The organism is Bdellovibrio sp. KM01, from assembly GCF_013752535.1.
Lineage (GTDB): Bacteria > Bdellovibrionota > Bdellovibrionia > Bdellovibrionales > Bdellovibrionaceae > Bdellovibrio.
The window spans coordinates 402,475-419,635 of the sequence record NZ_CP058348.1 but is presented as its reverse complement, the minus strand read 5'-3'; the positions used below and the strand labels follow the sequence as shown (position 1 = coordinate 419,635).

General features: G+C 44.8%; 14 protein-coding genes. 9 read left to right on the top strand and 5 right to left on the bottom strand.

Annotated features, from left to right (window positions below):
• The first annotated feature begins 90 nt into the window (after positions 1-90).
• Positions 91-2,772 carry a valine--tRNA ligase gene (locus HW988_RS02140; protein ID WP_181606029.1) on the top strand — a complete coding sequence of 894 codons (2,682 nt, stop codon included), beginning with the start codon at positions 91-93 and terminating at the stop codon, positions 2,770-2,772.
• Between the two features lie 177 nt (positions 2,773-2,949).
• On the opposite strand, the gene HW988_RS02135 is transcribed toward HW988_RS02140, so the two are convergent.
• From HW988_RS02135 to HW988_RS02120, 4 genes are all read right to left on the bottom strand, one after another.
• Positions 2,950-3,675, bottom strand: a complete 726-nt coding sequence (locus tag HW988_RS02135; RefSeq protein WP_181606028.1) for a hypothetical protein — start codon at positions 3,673-3,675, stop codon at positions 2,950-2,952.
• A 41-nt stretch (positions 3,676-3,716) separates the two neighbouring features.
• Positions 3,717-4,703 carry an isopenicillin N synthase family oxygenase gene (locus HW988_RS02130; RefSeq protein WP_181606027.1) on the bottom strand — a complete coding sequence of 329 codons (987 nt, stop codon included), beginning with the start codon at positions 4,701-4,703 and terminating at the stop codon, positions 3,717-3,719.
• 61 nt (positions 4,704-4,764) lie between these two features.
• On the bottom strand, positions 4,765-5,475 hold the full coding sequence (gene tsaA / locus HW988_RS02125) for a tRNA (N6-threonylcarbamoyladenosine(37)-N6)-methyltransferase TrmO (RefSeq protein WP_181606026.1): 711 nt from the start codon (positions 5,473-5,475) through the stop codon (positions 4,765-4,767).
• Positions 5,476-5,568: 93 nt separating this feature from the next.
• Positions 5,569-6,285, bottom strand: coding sequence for a Crp/Fnr family transcriptional regulator (locus HW988_RS02120; protein ID WP_142698785.1), 717 nt, complete (start codon positions 6,283-6,285; stop codon positions 5,569-5,571).
• A gap of 261 nt (positions 6,286-6,546) precedes the next feature.
• On the opposite strand from HW988_RS02120, the gene HW988_RS02115 reads away from it, so the two are divergent.
• From HW988_RS02115 to HW988_RS02085, 7 genes are all read left to right on the top strand, one after another.
• Positions 6,547-7,524 carry a BMP family protein gene (locus HW988_RS02115; protein WP_181606025.1) on the top strand — a complete coding sequence of 326 codons (978 nt, stop codon included), beginning with the start codon at positions 6,547-6,549 and terminating at the stop codon, positions 7,522-7,524.
• Positions 7,525-7,529: 5 nt separating this feature from the next.
• Positions 7,530-9,005, top strand: coding sequence for an ABC transporter ATP-binding protein (locus tag HW988_RS02110; RefSeq protein WP_181606024.1), 1,476 nt, complete (start codon positions 7,530-7,532; stop codon positions 9,003-9,005).
• Complete coding sequence (locus HW988_RS02105; protein ID WP_181606023.1) at positions 9,002-10,033, top strand: ABC transporter permease; 1,032 nt, start codon at positions 9,002-9,004, stop codon at positions 10,031-10,033. The genes HW988_RS02110 and HW988_RS02105 overlap by 4 nt, the downstream gene beginning before the upstream one ends.
• Positions 10,033-10,908: an ABC transporter permease gene (locus tag HW988_RS02100; RefSeq protein ID WP_181606022.1), complete on the top strand. Its 876-nt coding sequence runs from the start codon at positions 10,033-10,035 to the stop codon at positions 10,906-10,908. Before HW988_RS02105 ends, HW988_RS02100 begins: the two co-directional genes overlap by 1 nt.
• A gap of 14 nt (positions 10,909-10,922) precedes the next feature.
• Positions 10,923-11,996 carry a hypothetical protein gene (locus tag HW988_RS02095; RefSeq protein ID WP_181606021.1) on the top strand — a complete coding sequence of 358 codons (1,074 nt, stop codon included), beginning with the start codon at positions 10,923-10,925 and terminating at the stop codon, positions 11,994-11,996.
• Positions 11,997-12,220: 224 nt separating this feature from the next.
• A complete protein-coding gene (locus HW988_RS02090) occupies positions 12,221-13,735 on the top strand; it encodes a methyl-accepting chemotaxis protein (RefSeq protein WP_181606020.1) in 1,515 nt (504 codons plus the stop codon).
• Positions 13,736-13,891: 156 nt separating this feature from the next.
• The gene (locus HW988_RS02085; protein ID WP_181606019.1) at positions 13,892-14,326 is read left to right on the top strand and encodes a hypothetical protein; all 435 of its coding nucleotides are present in this window, start codon (positions 13,892-13,894) and stop codon (positions 14,324-14,326) included.
• A gap of 77 nt (positions 14,327-14,403) precedes the next feature.
• On the opposite strand, the gene HW988_RS02080 is transcribed toward HW988_RS02085, so the two are convergent.
• The gene (locus HW988_RS02080; RefSeq protein ID WP_142698778.1) at positions 14,404-15,498 is read right to left on the bottom strand and encodes a hypothetical protein; all 1,095 of its coding nucleotides are present in this window, start codon (positions 15,496-15,498) and stop codon (positions 14,404-14,406) included.
• Positions 15,499-16,016: 518 nt separating this feature from the next.
• Here HW988_RS02080 and HW988_RS02075 point away from each other — a divergent pair.
• The gene (locus HW988_RS02075; protein WP_255490161.1) at positions 16,017-17,090 is read left to right on the top strand and encodes an outer membrane beta-barrel protein; all 1,074 of its coding nucleotides are present in this window, start codon (positions 16,017-16,019) and stop codon (positions 17,088-17,090) included.
• The last annotated feature ends 71 nt before the right edge of the window (positions 17,091-17,161 follow it).

Here is a 17,161-nt window from a genome sequence, read left to right as displayed (position 1 = left end):
TCTATCCTTAAGTTCCTGAATCTGATAGACTCAAACGGTTAAAAATCTTACTCCGACCAAGTCGGAGTGCAGACCTATTGGGGTGCCTCAATGTCAGAACAATTATCAGATCGCTACAATCCCGCAGATGTAGAAAATAGAACTTATCAATGGTGGGAAAATTCCGGCTTTTTTAAAGCACAGGACAAATCTACGAAACCACCGTTCTCCATCATCTTGCCTCCACCAAACGTCACCGGCTTCTTGCACATGGGCCATGCTTTGGATCATACGATCCAAGATATCCTTATCCGTTGGAAACGCATGAGCGGTTACAACACAATGTGGTTGCCCGGGACTGACCACGCCGGCATCGCAACTCAATCCGTAGTGGAGCGTGAACTAAAAAAAGAAGGTGGCAAATCTCGCCACGAGCTAGGCCGCGAAGCTTTCGTTGAAAAGGTTTGGGACTGGAAACATCAATATGGTAATCGCATTTATTCTCAAATGCGTCGTTTGGGTGATTCTTGCGATTGGGATCGTGCTGTCTTTACGTTGGATGAAGGCGTTTCTAAAGCCGTTCGCAAGGTATTCGTAACTCTTCACCAAAAGGGTTTGATCTATCGTGGTCAACGCCTGGTGAACTGGTCAGGCCCACTTGAAACTGCGATCTCTGACTTGGAAGTTGAACACAAACAAGTTAAGGGCGCTCTTTACCACATCAACTATCCTCTGGAAGACGGCTCTGGCTTCCTAACAGTTGCGACAACTCGTCCAGAAACAATGCTGGGCGATACGGCTTTGTGCGTTCATCCAGAAGACGAACGTTATAAAGCATTGGTCGGCAAAACTGTGATCGTTCCGTTGATCAATAGAAAGATCAAAATCATCGCTGACACTTATGTTGATAAAGCGTTTGGTTCTGGCGTTGTTAAAATCACTCCAGCTCACGATTTCAACGACTATAAAATCGGTAAAACTCACCACCTTGAATTCATCAACCTTTTGACTAAAAAAGCAGAGATGAATGAAAACGCGGGTCCGTACGCCGGCATGAAAGTGGCAGATGCTCGTAAGAAAGTTGTGGAAGACCTTAAAGAGCAAAACTTGCTCGTTAAAGAAGAACCACATGTTCACTCTGTAGGTCACTGCTCTCGCTCCGGCGCAGTCGTTGAGCCGTTCTTGTCTGAACAGTGGTTCGTTAAGATGGAACAGCTGGCGACTCCTGCTAAACGCGTGGTTGAAAGCGGCACCATCCGCTTTGAACCCGAGTCTTGGACAAAAGTTTACCTTCACTGGTTAAACAATATCGAAGACTGGTGTATCTCTCGCCAATTGTGGTGGGGGCACCGTATTCCAGTTTGGTATTGCAACTCTTGTAACCATCAAACAGTTTCTGAAACTGACGTCACAGCTTGTGAAAAGTGCGGTAAGCACGATCTTCACCAGGACGACGACGTTTTGGATACTTGGTTCTCGTCTGCACTTTGGCCTTTCTCTACAATGGGTTGGCCGAATGAGACTGAAACATTGAAAACGTTCTACCCAACCAGTTACCTGGTAACTGGTCACGATATTATTTTCTTCTGGGTTGCACGTATGATCATGATGGGTCTGGAATTTAAACGTGATGTTCCGTTTAGAACAGTTTACATCCACGGCTTGGTTCGCGACTCTCAGGGCCGCAAGATGTCCAAGTCTTTGGGGAACTCGATCGATCCGGTAGAGATGATTGATAAGCATGGTGCAGATGCCCTGCGCTTTACTTTCTCTGCTCATTTATTCTCGGGTAAAGACTTCAAGTTCAGCGAGCAACGTTTGGAAGGCTACCGCAACTTTATGAATAAGATCTGGAATGCGGCTCGTTTCGCACTTTCAAATCTTTCTGACTTCAAAGCTCCAGCCGAAGGCGTGAAGGCTTTGCCTAACAAAGCGCACATCAGCGTTTTCGATAAATGGATCATCACAAAGCTTGCTGAAGTGACAAAAGAAGTTGAAGAAGCCATGGATCAAGAGAGATTCTCTGATGCATCCATCGCTTTGTATCAGTTCATCTGGAATCAATTCTGTGACTGGTATATCGAATTCACGAAACCAATCATGAACGGCAACAACGCAGAAGAAAAAGCGGCCACTCAATTGGTGATCGCTCAGGTTCTGAACCGTATCATGCGCCTGATTCACCCATTCACTCCATTTATCTCTGAGGAAATTTATCAAAAACTTCCGATCAGAGGCGAAGCTTGTATTGTGGATCAATACCCAACAACTAGTAACGATAAAGAGTTCTTGGCGTTGGCTTCCAATGAATCTGCTTTTGAAATCGATATCGTGAAAGAAGTGATCACAGCAATGCGTAACATCCGTGGGGAAAACCGCATCAGCCCGGCAATCAAATTGAACGTACGCCTGGGCGTTGCCAACGATCAAGTGAAGCAAATCCTGGAAAACAATCGCACAGCTTTGATGACTATGGGCCGCCTGGAAAAAATGGAAATCGGTGCTGAAGGCAATCTGATGAAATGTGCGGTGGCTCCAGTAGCAGTTAAAGATGCCAATGTTAAAGTGATCATTCCGCTTGAAGGTTTGGTTGATTTCGATGAAGAGATCAAACGTATCAACAAAGCGATTGAAAAATTCAACAAAGACATCCAGATCCTTACTGGCAAATTGTCGAATGAAAAATTCGTCGCAAACGCCGACGAAGACGTGATCGCCGCAGACCGCGCGTTACTGGCTCAATCAAAGGTTCAATTGGAATCCTTGAAAGACGCCCTAACTCGTTTCCAATAGGTGCCAGGTCCTATTTACGTATGCAGTGCGAAACCGCAGCGGAAATGAAAGCGACAACTTTCACCACAAAAAAAGGCTTCCGTAACTGGAAGCCTTTTTTATTGATATGGCGTTATTTCGCCAGCTACTTACCTTTCGTAAGAGTGCACCTTTTCAGGAAAGTAGCCACATTGGAGGTCAGTTGCAAGAGCAGGACATTTTTTCGGAGTCGGTGTCGTTGCAGCGGAAGTATTTTCCTAAATGGCTGGCGATGAAGGAATGAACTTTGCCGTTTTTCTCTACGAAGTTGATTTCATCACCATTTGCGAAATTGATTCGACTGGACATTGCTGTCGCAAGCACGGTGCCGTCCTCGGAAAGTTTTTGAATTTCTTCGTCAGTTGGGTTGTCGGTTAGCTCTTTATCCAAGCGAATGTCGCGAACTTTTCCGCTGGTCAGAATTGTGAAGTGCTGAACTTTGCGCGCCAAAGATTCAGTGCGATCAGTTGAGTATTCCACATACACGCGGCGGATCTCGCCGTATTTGGTTTTATAATCCACCACCGTCCATTTATTCTGCACGCCCAAGACTTCACCAAAAGAGTTACGAACGATTCTGCTTAAAGCATTTAAAGAAAGATCTTCCTGAGCTGTGGGAGCTGTGACCTCAACATCCAGACACTCTGCCATGACTGGAGCATTCTTGGCCCAAGCTTGAAACAATTCAGGATTTTCCATTTGAGTCGGTAGAAAGCCTGAACTTCCAGATGTGGATTTGTCTTCGGCAGTATAGTTTAAATCAGGCATATCTTCAGGAAAATGCCCGACGTACCCTGCTCTTTGCTTTAGAATAAAAAGACTGACGGCAGCCAATGCCAGGACCACAACGACGGGAATAATGATTTTTTGCTTTGAATTCATCATTCCCTAACTATCGATTTATATAAGGTCCCGGTCAATGTGCTCTATTTGATAAGACCGATTTCACGCAAACGTTGCATCAAGAAATCCTGTCCTGTGATATCCGCGTACTTTGCCCCAGTTCCTTTGCAGGATGGCAAACAGCTTAACATTGCAGTTGGATGTGGATGCATAAAGAACGGCATTGAATAGCGGTGCGAGTTCGTTCCATCTTGAGGATTGATCACACGGTGAGTAGTCGAAGGCAAAACATCATTTGTCAGACGAGCCAACATATCACCCACGTCAACGATCAACGTATCTGGTTCAGATTCGATATCCAACCACGTGCCATCGCGGTCTTGCAATTGAAGACCTGAAGCGGTTGCTGCTGGAAGAATCGTGATAAAATTAATATCTTCGTGAGCGGCCGCTCGCACACAACGAGGATCCACACCCTCTGGAATTGGTGGATAATGCAACAAACGAAGAATTGAATTTCCATCTTTCGTCATGCGCGCAAAGAAATCTTTGTCGACTTCCAATGGCATCGTCAAAGCTTCAAGCATCACGTCGCCCGCTTCTTCAAGAGCCGAAAATAATTTCAAGAAATGATCTTTAAATTCAGGGATAACATCCGTTGGCCAGATGTTGTCTGGATAGATAGATTTCAACTCACTCGCGACCACAAGTTCGCGGCCCACGTGCCAGAACTCTTTCAAATCCATTACTGGAGAGTCTTTCGCGTGTTCCTTACCGAATGGAGTGTAACCACGTTGGAAACCAGCAGTAGGAGAGATATAGGATTTTTTTACGTCTTCGGGAAGAGCATAGAATTTCTCAAGAAGGTCATATGCTTTGTGAAGGTCCGCAGCTTTAACGTCGTGATCTTTCAGGATGATGAAACCGTATTCTTTAAGGCCAGTGAAAAGTTGATCGATGAAGCGGGCTTTTTCAGATCCAGAGCCTTTAGTGTAACTTGCCAGGCTTAAAGTTGGAACTTTGCGAAGAGTGCTGTTCTCTGCGTGAGAGCTAGTTTCGATCGTTCTCATGGTTATCCCCTTTTTTGATGAATGGACAATACCAAGTTGCTTATTCTAAAGGCAACTGCAACTAATTATGCGTAAAAAGAATATCGAGAACTCTGACCAGAGTTGCACTCTCAAATTCAAAGTGCACATCACCATCAAACAGTCGAACAGCATGTTTATTTCGATAGGGAGCTTCGCCAGCACCCTCGTAACCACGATAAACGACAGGGCGCGGATCCAACTTCAATGTATCCTCAATCACTTCTTGCAGTTTTTTGTCAGGATTTCGTTGCTGCCATTGAGCGAGAATTTTTGACGCGTGTTCAGTGAACTCCACCTGGATAGGATCTTTGACAACTTCGGAAGTCCACCCTGTCTTGGCATTCGGGATAGATTCAATTTCAGGAAGATAAGGTTTGATATCCAGAATCGGCGTTCCATCCACCAAATCGGCGCCGGAAACGATGATGCCATCTTTTTCAACTTTTATCAGCTCCACTAATGACAAACCGATGGGATTGGGACGATGAGGGGTGCGAGTCGCAAACAATCCGATACTCTTTCCCCCCATGCGTGGAGGATGAACCTTGGCGTGATAACGAGCGACTTTGTTTTGATGGAAGACCCACACCAACCACACGTGACTGAAGCCTTCCAGCCCCTGAAGTGCTTCTTCAGGCTGAAGATCAGCGCGGATTTTCAATTTAGCCCACGCGCTTTTCACCAACCCAGGCTGGCGCGGGGTGCCAAATTTATCCTTAAAGCAACTCTCAATAAATCCAATTGGTTCCATAGGTACGGCGTACCTTTTGGGGGTTCGACGCGTCAAGAAAAAAGCCGATCTTTTGGATCGGCCTTTAGTGGATTTCAATTTTCGGGAGAGATTCTAGAAGTTACCGGAACGTCTCATCAAACCGTCACGATTTTTGATGATGATTTCTTTCCCATTTAAGTCGATCAAACCTTCGTTTTTGAACTCAGTCAGATGACGAGACAGCGATTCATTGATCGTGCTTGCCAGCTGAGCGAACTCATTACGAGTTAGTTTTAGATTCAAAGAGATTCCATTTGGAGTTTGCGTACCGAAGCGGTCTGCCAAAATCACCAACTGGTAAGCAATACGCTCTTGAACAGAAGCCAAATAATGCAATTGGCTTGTGTTTTCGAATGCTTCCAAATCATTTACTGACTGATTCAAAAGTAATTTAACCATCGGTGAAGCCTGTGCCATAGCAACTTGGATCAACTCGCGAGGGTACAACCACAAGACAGTCGATTTGACTGCTTTAGCGTGACATTGTGCTGTGGCACCTTTTACCAATGCCTTGTAGCCAAAGTATTCCCCTGGAGATACAAGCTTTGTGACATATTCATTTGTCGTCGTACGGCCTCTTGCGTGAGAACGATTTACGACAACTTTCACACATCCTGATTGCACATAATACAATCCTTTTGGAGTATCGCCTTCCTTGAAGATCATCTCTTCTTCTTTAAGGTGAATAACTTCGTATGGCACATTCGAAGTTGTTTGGATGTTGATGTTTTGTTGGCCCATAAAACCTAGGGAGTTAACTCCGCCGTTGAGTATCGTTTGCGATTCCATGCTCTTAGTCCTCCGTGCGTTATCTGAGTTGTTGGTTAACGTTTAGGCCATCCTAATCTGGTATAAAACAAGTGCCTAATTGAAATTAAGACATAACCGACTTGTAAGAGTTGACCATTAGGCGATTGAAATGATTTGCCTTGACTCATAAAGTAGAGCCTCGTAATTTCACCCCGACAAAAAATCTTAAAAAATTTGTGAAATCAAACGCTTATTAAATGCGCAGACGCAGAAATTTAGCGCGTGTGAAGGAATCATCAAATGACAAAAAAGTTTTTCGTTACACTGTTTCTTCTGTCAATCAGCACCACAACTTTCGCAAATATTAAAGTCGGTCTTGTCCTTGATAAAGGTGGTAAGGACGACAAATCTTTCAACTCTGCAGCCTACGCTGGCGCGACAAAAGCAGAAAAAGACCTACAAATCGAATTGAAATACGTTGAAGCAACTGACACGAATGCGATTGAAAATTTGCATCGTAATTTTGCTCGTAAAAACTATGACTTGGTTATCGGTGTTGGCTTTGCACAAACTGATGCCGTTAAAAAAGTTGCAGCTCAATTTCCAAAAGTAAAGTTCGCTATCGTTGATGGTGAAGTGACCGCAGCGAACGTTCGCTCTTTGATGTTTGAAGAGCACGAAGGTTCTTTTCTGGTTGGTGCTTTAGCAGCGATGGCTTCCAAAACTCACTCCGTTGGTTTCGTGGGTGGCATGGACATCCCTTTGATCCGCAGATTCGCAATGGGTTACGATGCTGGCGCAAAATACGTTGATCCAAAAATCAAGATTTCTGAAAACTATGTGGGCGTCACGGGTGAGGCTTGGAACAATCCAGCCAAATCCAAAGAATTGGCCCTTGCTCAGTACGGCAAAGGTGTGGACGTTATTTTCGTTGCGGCTGGTGCTTCGAACTCTGGTGTGTTTGACGCTGCTGAGGAGAAAAAGAAATTCGCTATCGGTGTTGATTCGAATCAAAACTGGATGAAACCTGGCACAATCCTAACTTCCATGCTGAAGGCAGTTGATGTAGCTGTATACGAAACCATCAAAGAAACGAAAGATGGTAAATTCAAAGCTGAGGTTGCTCGCTTTGGATTGAAAAATAACGGTGTGGACTACACGCTGGATAAATATAACGAAAAGTTGATCACCCCGGAAATGAAGAAAAAGGTCGACGAGATTAAAAAGAAAATCATCGCAGGCCAGATTCAAGTTCCGGATTACTATAAGAAGAAGTAAGCACGATGAACCAAGTCCCTGCTGTTGAATTCCGACGTATCTCGAAAATTTTCGGTGATTGCGTCGCCAATGAAGATATCTCTTTCAAAGTCACAGCAGGCACGATCCACGGGATCGTAGGCGAAAACGGCGCCGGCAAATCCACCGCCATGAAAATCCTTTTCGGACTTTACACGCCATCTGGCGGAGAGTTCCTGGTTCATGGCACCACTCAAGAATTCACTTCCTCGATCGATGCCATGAAAGCCAAAATCGGAATGGTGCACCAGCACTTTATGTTAGCTGAACCACTGACGGCTTTGGACAATATCCTTCTTCAGCAAGATGGTGGTCCGTTTTCTCTTCTTCCCCGTGCAGAACAAATCAAACATTTGAACGAAGTGGCGAAACGCTATGGGTTCGAAGTGGATTTACATGCAAAAGTCGAAGATCTTTCTGTCGGCGCTCAACAACGTGTCGAGATTCTAAAAATCCTTTCACAAAATTCTGAAATCTTGATTTTGGATGAACCGACAGCGGTTTTAACTCCGCAAGAAGTTCAAGACTTCTTTAAAAATCTTCGTCAGTTAAAAGCCGAAGGTAAAACAATCCTTATCATCACTCATAAGCTGAAAGAAGTGATGGCCTTGACCGATGAAGTAACTGTGTTTCGTGCAGGTAAGGTTATTGGCTGCCGTAAAACTTCTGAAACATCCATTCCCGAGCTCGCGGAGATGATGGTCGGTCGACGCCTGCAAAACCCTCACGAGCGCAATACGACGATCGATCCAAAACCTGTGATTGAGATTCAGAATCTTTCTGCGACTTTGGGAAATCATTCCATTGAAAACCTGAATTTGACTGTGCACACACGCGAAGTCGTGGGTATCGCGGGAGTGGAAGGCAACGGCCAGGATATTTTGATTCGTGCCTTGCTGGACAAGCACACTTTCTCCAAAAAGCACTTATCCGGGAAAATCGTAACTCACGGGCAAGTGGGGTCCTTTCCCGAAGACCGTTTACGTTTTGGGGTTTTGCCAACTCGCCCGGCTTATGAAAACTATCTTTTGGGTCAACATCGCTCAGCAAAGTTTGCGCGCGGTATTTTCCTGAAAATGAATGACGTCATCCAGGCCACGCGCAAAGCAATGGAACAATATGATGTTCGCCCTCGCAACGAAAACCTGACGTTTGCAAGTTTCTCGGGCGGTAACCAGCAAAAGCTGGTTGTGGCCAGGGCTTTGTTACAACAACCACAAGCTGTTATAGCTGCCCAACCGACTCGCGGCGTGGATATTGGCGCGATTGAATTTATTCACAATGAAATTCGTGCTGCCCGTGATGCGGGTGCGGGTGTTTTACTGATTTCTTCCGAGTTGGATGAATTGATGGCTTTGTCTGATCGTATTTTAGTTCTTTATAAAGGTCACTTTGTCGCTGAATTCACTCGTCAGGAATTTGATGAGATCAAAATTGGTGCGGCGATGGGAGGTGGCCATTGAGACGCTTGCTAGGTTTCGCCATTGGTTTGGTCGCGGCCCTTTCACTGACATTCTTGGCGGGTGAAAATCCGCTGAATATTTTTATGATTCTTTTAAGGAGCGCCTTTGGTTCAACTTATGACCTAGGCATGACTCTATCTTACGCAACTCCGATGATCTTTTGCGGTTTATCCGTGGCGATTGGTTTTCATGCAGGCATGTTTAATATCGGGGCTGAAGGTCAGCTGACGATGGCCGCCGTCACAGCCGCTGCCATTGGTGTGTTCTTTCCGAATGTTCCTTTCCCCTTGGCTCCCCTTGTCGCTTTCTTGGGGGCCTTGGCTGTCGGAGCTTTCTGGGGTTGGATTGTAGGTTTGTTGAAGGCTTTGCGTGGAAGCCATGAAGTTATCATCACGATCATGATGAACTTTATCGCAGCTGGCCTTGCCAGCTGGTTTGCTCTTAAAGTTATTCCAAATCCGAATTCACAAAATCCTGAAACGGCGATGGTGTCTGCGAACTATATGTTTAAAGACTATGATTTGATTGCTCGCTTCTTCCCTGACACTCCTGTGAATGCTTCCTTGGTGTTTGCGATTATTCTTGCGGTTTTGATGTGGATATTCCTTTGGAAAACCACATGGGGCTTCGAGTTGCGGGCGGTGGGTTCGAATCCCGAAGCGGCTCAACGTTCTGGTATTTCTGCCAAACGTATTCAAATTATTGCGATGGCTTTGGCTGGCGCTTGCGCGGGGTGCGTGGCTTTGTCTGAAGTCATCGGCAGTGCGGGTCAATACCGCGTGGGCTTCTCTCCCGACTATGGTTTCATCGGTATCGCCGTGGCATTACTGGCGGCAAACAATCCTTTGGGAATTATCGCTGCTGGTTTCTTGATGGGCGCTCTTCACAAAGGTGCTTCGGATTTAGATTTGGAAACCTCAACTATCACTCGTGACTTCTCTCGTATCATTCAGGCGTTTATCATTCTTGGTGTGGCTGCGAGTGCTTACTGGGAATATCGCGTTCGTCGCAAAAGGAAGAAAGACTGATGGAATTCTTTTTCGTAATCTTCGCTTTGGCTCTTGCGACTTTGCGTTTGGCGACTCCGTTAATTTTCGCCTCCATGGGCGGTATGATGAGCGAACGCTCGGGTGTCGTGAATGTGGCCCTTGAAAGCTTTATGCTGGTGGGCGCTTTCGCGGGATCTGTAGTCGCAGTTTATTCTTCGTCGGCGTGGCTTGGCTGGGGTGCCGCTTTAGTTGCAGGTCTGATCATTGGGGCACTTTACGCATTGTTTGTTATTGAATTGGGTGCCGATCAAATCGTAACCGGCATGGCATTTAATCTTTTGGTGATGGGAGTGATTCCTTTTGCTACAAAGATTCTGTTTAACTCCACAGGCTCCACTCCTCCATTGCCAGCAGAATTCCGCTTTGCTTATGAACCATTGATTTTCGCATTCGTGTTGGTGGCCTTGCTGACTTTCTGGCTTAAAAAATCCCGCTCGGGTTTGTGGCTGTTGTTTGCAGGTGAAAATCCAGAGGCTTTGCTAGCTGCGGGCATCAGCGTTCGCAAAGTCCGCTGGGCTGCGGTTTCTTTAAGTGGTGCTTTTGCAGCTTGGGGTGGAGCAAGTCTTTCCTTGTTCCTGGCTTCTTCTTATTCTCCGATGATGTCTGGTGGTCGCGGCTTTATGGCGTTGGCTGCTTTGATTTTTGGTAAATGGAAACCGTTGCCAGCATTCTTTGCCTGCTTGTTGTTTGCCTTTGCAGATGCGGTTCAAATCCGCTTGCAGGGTGTGCAAATCGGCGGCGTGACTATCCCCGTTCAATTTATTCAAATTTTACCATACATCGTTACGATCATTGCCTTGGCGGGATTCATCGGCGCCAGCCGTCCTCCTAAAGCCTTAGGCCGCGAATTGTAAAGAAGGAGTTCATCATGTTTAAAATTATTTTGCCCCTGCTGTTGGTATCTTCTTCAGCTTTTGCTTGGGGAGGCCGTGGTCACGATGCAATCTGCCGTGCTGCTGTTTTCCTGGTTAAAGAAGAAGGTTTGAAAGAATACTTGCGCAACAAACCTCAAATGATGGGCCATTTGTGTAACATCCCGGACTTCTATTGGAAAAGCCTGGGTGGCGACGCTGCTAAACACGGTAACCCTGCTCACTTTATCGATATCGAAGTTATCGGTCTTAAAGTTTCCGACATCTCGACTGATTATAAAAAAATCATGACGGACTTCACGGGCAAAGAAAACAAATTCAAAAACGATGGAACGACCATCAAAGACATTCCCACTGAATTTGGTTCTGCTTGGTGGAGAGCGGATCAATTCGTTAATCGCATCGCTGCTTTGAAACCTGAATTCGCGGCGGCGAAAGCTCCAACAAATTTTAAAGAAGAACAGGACGAAAACCTGCCATTCAACAAGCTGGCTTATCAAATGGCTGTGGACATGGGTTTGATGGGTCACTTCGTTGGCGACATCTCTCAGCCATTCCACACGACTGCTGACTATGATGGTTGGGCAGCAGGTCACGGTGGCATCCACGCCTACTTCGAAGACGCTGTAGTCGGAGAGTTTGATGGCGACCTTGACTGGTTAGTATTAAAACAAGCGCGCACGATTAAAAATGCGCCGTTCTTGAAGCCTGCGACCGTGATCGAAAAAATGAAGTCTCTTTCTGTGATCTCCAATACAGAAATTCCAAAGATTCTTAAGATGGATCCAGTTACTAAGCCGTCGGAACTAAAGAAAGAACACGGCATGGAAATCAAAACGAAAGCTGAAAGAAAACCGGCAGCTGTTGCTTTCAAAAAAATGAAACCAGTGATCGTGAATGATATGGCTCGCGGAGCATTGTTACTCGCTGCTCTTTGGGATGAGGCTTATGTGAAAGCTGGAAGCCCTAAGATTGGTGCTTACAAGTCTTATAAATATCCATTCACTGTGGATTTCGTAATGCCTGACTACTACTCAGCCACACCAGACTCTAAGACTGACAAAAAATAAATAGATTTAGGCCGCTCCAAAAGCGGCCTTTTTTTTCACATTCTCTCCAACGGGCGTGGATAACTTAGCAGTATCTTCACGACGAACAGCTTTAACAAATGTTGATTTTCTCTGACATCAAGAAAACTTGATTGCCTGAGAGGTCATATCCGAACTTTGTAATCTAAATTTAATTTATTCTAAATTGAACATTTCCGATGAGAACTCCAATGGAGAAATTTAGAATGAAAAACAGAAGTCTTAATTTTAAAATGATTTTCGTCATGGGAATCTTACTTGCAGGTTCACTTTCTATCACTGGGATCGGATTATCCAGATTGGGAAGCATGAACGACGCAATTCACAAATTGGTTCACGAAAAAAGTGCCCGCGTCTCTTTAATCAAAGATATCCGCGGGTTGTTTTATATTCAGTTGATCAATGAAAAAAATTATATTCTCGTGGACGACAAAAATGACGTGACAATTATTGAAGAGAGAATGAATAAACGTCACGACGAACTTTTAAAAAAAATCGACGATCTGATTGCGATTTCAACTGAAGTAGGAAAAGAAGAACTTACAAAATTCAAAGCCGTCTATGGTACCTGGTGGGAAAACTCTCACGAACTGCGCAAGCATGTGCAAGCCGGCAATAAGGACCAGGCATCCAAGATCAGCACGGTCACCAATAGGGAGCTTCGTCTGAATGGAGAAGCTATTATTGATTCAACAGTAGACCGCAATGAAAAAAAGATGCAGGAAGAAGTTATTCATATGTCTGAGCAGTACAATGAAGCTCGCCTTATGATGCTTTTGGCGACCGCCCTTTCAATGATCATTGGCGGCGGTATTGCGGGGATCGTCTTATATAAACTGAGTAAGTCGGTCAATGGCGTGATTAGCAACCTCACTCTTTCTTCCCGAGAGGTTTCTTCTGCGTCCGATCAAATTGCTACAGCGGCGACAGAACTGTCCGAAGCAACTACGGAACAGGCCGCCTCTTTAGAGGAATCTGTTGCCACCATCGAAGAACTATCATCGATGGTTAAAATTAATTCCGAAAATGCAGCTGCGGCAGCAAAACTATCCAGCGATACCAGCGAAATAGCAAAACGTGGCGAAGTCGAGATGAACGCACTTTCTCAATCGATGACGGATATCGCTGCTGATTCTAAAAAGATTAACGACATCATCGCGGTCATCGATGATATTGCCTTTCAAACGAACCTGTTGGCCCTTAATGCGGCGGTTGAAGCCGCCCGAGCGGGAGAGCAAGGCAAAGGCTTTGCGGTCGTTGCAGAGGCTGTACGTGCGCTTTCGCAACGAAGTTCCGCAGCGGCCAAAGACATTGGCGAATTAATCCGCTCCAGCGTCACACGAATCGATACGGGCAGTGGACAAGCACAAAAAAGTGCGGCGGTCTTAGCCGAAATTTTGAACTCTGTGACAAAGGTATCTGCGCTAAACCAGGAAATTTCTTCAGCAAGTATGGAACAATCAAATGGTATTGAGCAAATCAGCAAAGCCCTAAATCAATTGGATCAAACAACTCAAATCAATGCGGCATCGTCCGAAGAGGCCGCTGCCTCATCAGAAGAGCTAGCCGCTCAAGCGGAAAGTTTAGGTAGTGTCATTCAGGAACTCGCCCACGCGATTCGTGGCCAAAGCCATACCGAACAAAACGAAATATCTGTGCCTCAACTTTCGCGAAAAACCGCTCCCTTGAAACGCACCGAAATGTTTGAAAAAGCAGGGTAATTCTTAATCTCACTATGAGACAGTACTGCTTAGTACAGGAGCCATTTAACGGCTCCTGTTTAACTTTTTCGCCTTCAAATCTCCCCTATTCCTTAAGACCCAGGCACAGCCCTCGCACAGATAAAGGTGGATTCTTTTAACTAAAGGGAGAGATCTATGAAAAAGAGAGTAATGCTTGCGATGGCGATCATCATGGTGCTGGGTTCAGTTAAAGCGATGGCATCAGCTTATGACGAAAATCAACGTACTAAAACCGAAGCTTCTGAGGAAGATTCCATCATGAGTTCCGATGAAATGCTTACGAACGATGCGATGATTGAGAACCAAATCAGCAAAATACAAACTGCTGAAGCCGAAATGGCAAAAGCTGAAAAGCTTGGCGAAATCAGAGAAAAAATTATGGTTCTGGCTGAAAAATCCAAATTCTTGGATGAAGTAAAAGTTGGCAACCAAACTGTAAGCCGTGGCCAGGCGTTGTTTGCTGCAGAAGCAGACTACACTTCGCTTCAAAATAAGTTTGACATGAAGCATGCAAAAGATGTTTCCAGTATCTTGGATGCCAGCATCAAGTCTTTGCCAAAATCCAAGTAATCGGTTTTTCCATATTCTAAACGCAAAAAAGCCCAGGTTGCCCTGGGCTTTTTTTATCTCAGCTTGTGAGAATCAAATTACTTAGCCATGTCGCCAGTGTATTTGAAACCAACAGTGATCACGTTTTTAGTAGAATCACCAGCAGTTGAGAAATCTTTGTCTTTGATAGACGTGTAAGCTACGTGGTAACGGAAAGCTTCGTCAGCTTTAGGTACGTACTCAAGAGCAACTGCGAAAGCATCGCGTTTGAATTGCTCAGAAGCAGTGTCTGATTTGTTTTCAGACATTTCGTACTTAAGAACTGGGATCCAACCGTTGATGTTGTAACGAGCTTCAACGATAGTTGAGTTCGTTTTTCTTTCGATAGTAGTTGCAGTCGTAGTAGCTTTGTCTACGTTACCGAAGTACTCAAGGTCGATAGTCAAATCAGCCATTGGAGCTACACGAAGAGATGCAGCTGTGAAGCTTTGCTCATGACCAGTACCAACTACATCGCCAGCGCCAGAAGTGTAGTTCAAGTTAAGAACCAACATTTTGTCGATGAAAGAACCAAGGTAGTTCAAGCCCATGTTGTGACGTTTATCAGTAGAACGAACGCCGCCATCAACAGTAGTTGTGTTAGTTTGGTTAGTTACTTGAGCTTCCAACTTATGGTTCTCAGTGATTGTGTAACCAGCAGAGATACCAGAAGAGTTTTCTGGGTTAGCGATAAGAGCTACGTCAGAAGAAGTTGCAGTTGAGTTAGCACCAACGCCGCTGTTCGCCATAGAAGTAAGGTAAGTGTCACCGTGTAGAGTTTTTTGACGCTCGAAACCACCAGTGTTCACTTCAAGCTTACCAGCTTTGAACATCCATGCGCCCATTCCTTTACCAGCCCAAAGGTGGTCAACGAATTTATCAACAGTCATGTTTTTATGAAGGTCGCCAGTAGAATCTACGAACGCTTCGAAAGAACGCAAGTTCCAAGCAGATTCAACAACTGCTTCACCAACGTTACCGTTCAAGTAAAGACGAGCTACATTCGGAGTGAACAAAGAAGAACCAGCTACGTTTGCTCCGTTAGCTGCAGAGTAGTCTGCCGTGTTAACGTAGTCAGAACGTACTTCCAATTTAACACCTGCGAAAGCCGAGCTAGCTGCAAAAGTCGCTGCTAATACTAAAAGTTTTTTCATAAATGCATCCTTTCAATTTCGTTGCAAATTTGAACTTTCAAATCGTTTAAAAGCTTTGTTTATAAAAAAATGCTAAATAGGACCTTCGGCAAGATCAACAACAAAAATGCCGGGAAACACGTGAATCCTACAAAAAATGGAGTAATTACTTCGCCGAAATCAAAAAGTTTCGATTAACAAAATTTTTATGTTTCTCAAAAAATGACCTCAGAATAGTTTCGAACTCACTCCACGCAAATCCGCATTGGCAGCGATTTCTATGCAGACAAATAGTTCTGAAAGATTCAGTCACACGTTCAACAATGTTCAAGATTTCCACATAGAAATTGATGTTTACTTAGGGCCAAAACAACTTTGATTGACGCAAAATCCCAATCTAGTCTTAAGAACCTCGATGATGGTCTAGTAACACATCATGAATATGTTATTTGACTGGACCTAGGTCTTATCTCTCAGCAGAGAAATGACAAACCGGATGTGAACGAATCCAATAAAAAAAACATAAAAAGGAGAACCCGGTGCGAATTTTCAAGATACTGGCATTCATGACTCTTGCTGCTTCCTTTGCGAATGCCGCTGATATTGGTGGAATCACAGTGAATGGTGAGATCGCATTCGATTACAACTTTTTACCAGACACCACTTCTGTTCCATTTTCCGGCTCCGCTCCATATGAAACTTACAGAATTAACACCAGCCAAATCTTGGCAAAAAAAGAAACAGAACAGTTTTATGTTTTGGCTCGATTGGTTTACACCCCAACAACTTATGTGACGGCGACAACGCCTTCAGAAGTTAAGTCCACGAATAATCTTGGAATGGTGGACCAGGTCGAGGTGTATTATAAACCTCTTCCGAATCTATATATAGGCGCGGGTCGGTTCTTGACGACGATGGGTTATGAATCTGTTTTGAGATCTGAAAACTTGTTTTACGGATACTCCATTGCATTCCAGGGGATTACACCAGGATATGGCGAAGGTTTGCGTGCAAGATACGTGATGAGTGACCTGTTGACGGCGACCGTTTCCACTTATAACCAGTCCAAATACAATATATACGGCGACGACTATACACCGACAAAAACTACTGAGCTTTCTGCAAATGGTGCTTTCGGTAACTTGCAATGGTTTGCTGGATACTTTTTCGGTAAAGACTCAGCCCTTTCTCCAACAACGGGCACTGCTGAAAACACTTCCAGCAACATTTGGGCTTCTTACCGCATCAATGATTCTTGGATGATAGCAGCAATGTACGACTCTAAAACCTATAAGCCCGACAATGATGTTGCGGGTTGGTCTGACGACTTGGGCGTTGTTGTAAACTATAAACTTTGGAATAACTCCTTCTCGGCCCGTTATGAAATGGTGCGTGGAGCGATGCACTTAAGAGAATTTGATACTCTTGTATATGGAAACGCTGACAAAGTTAATTCCCTGACTTTGAACGACAAAATCGAGTTGAATCCAAACTTGAACGTTTACGTAGAATACCGTACTGATCATGCCGATGAAAAATGTTTCACCGATACCGACGGCAATTCAACCGAAAATGCCCAACTGTTAACACTGGGTGTTTTAGCAAAATTCTAATTCCCGCAAAAAGGGGCCCTCGGGGTCCCTTTTTTTTCGACATCCCCATCAAGTGTGCTACCATAATTCTT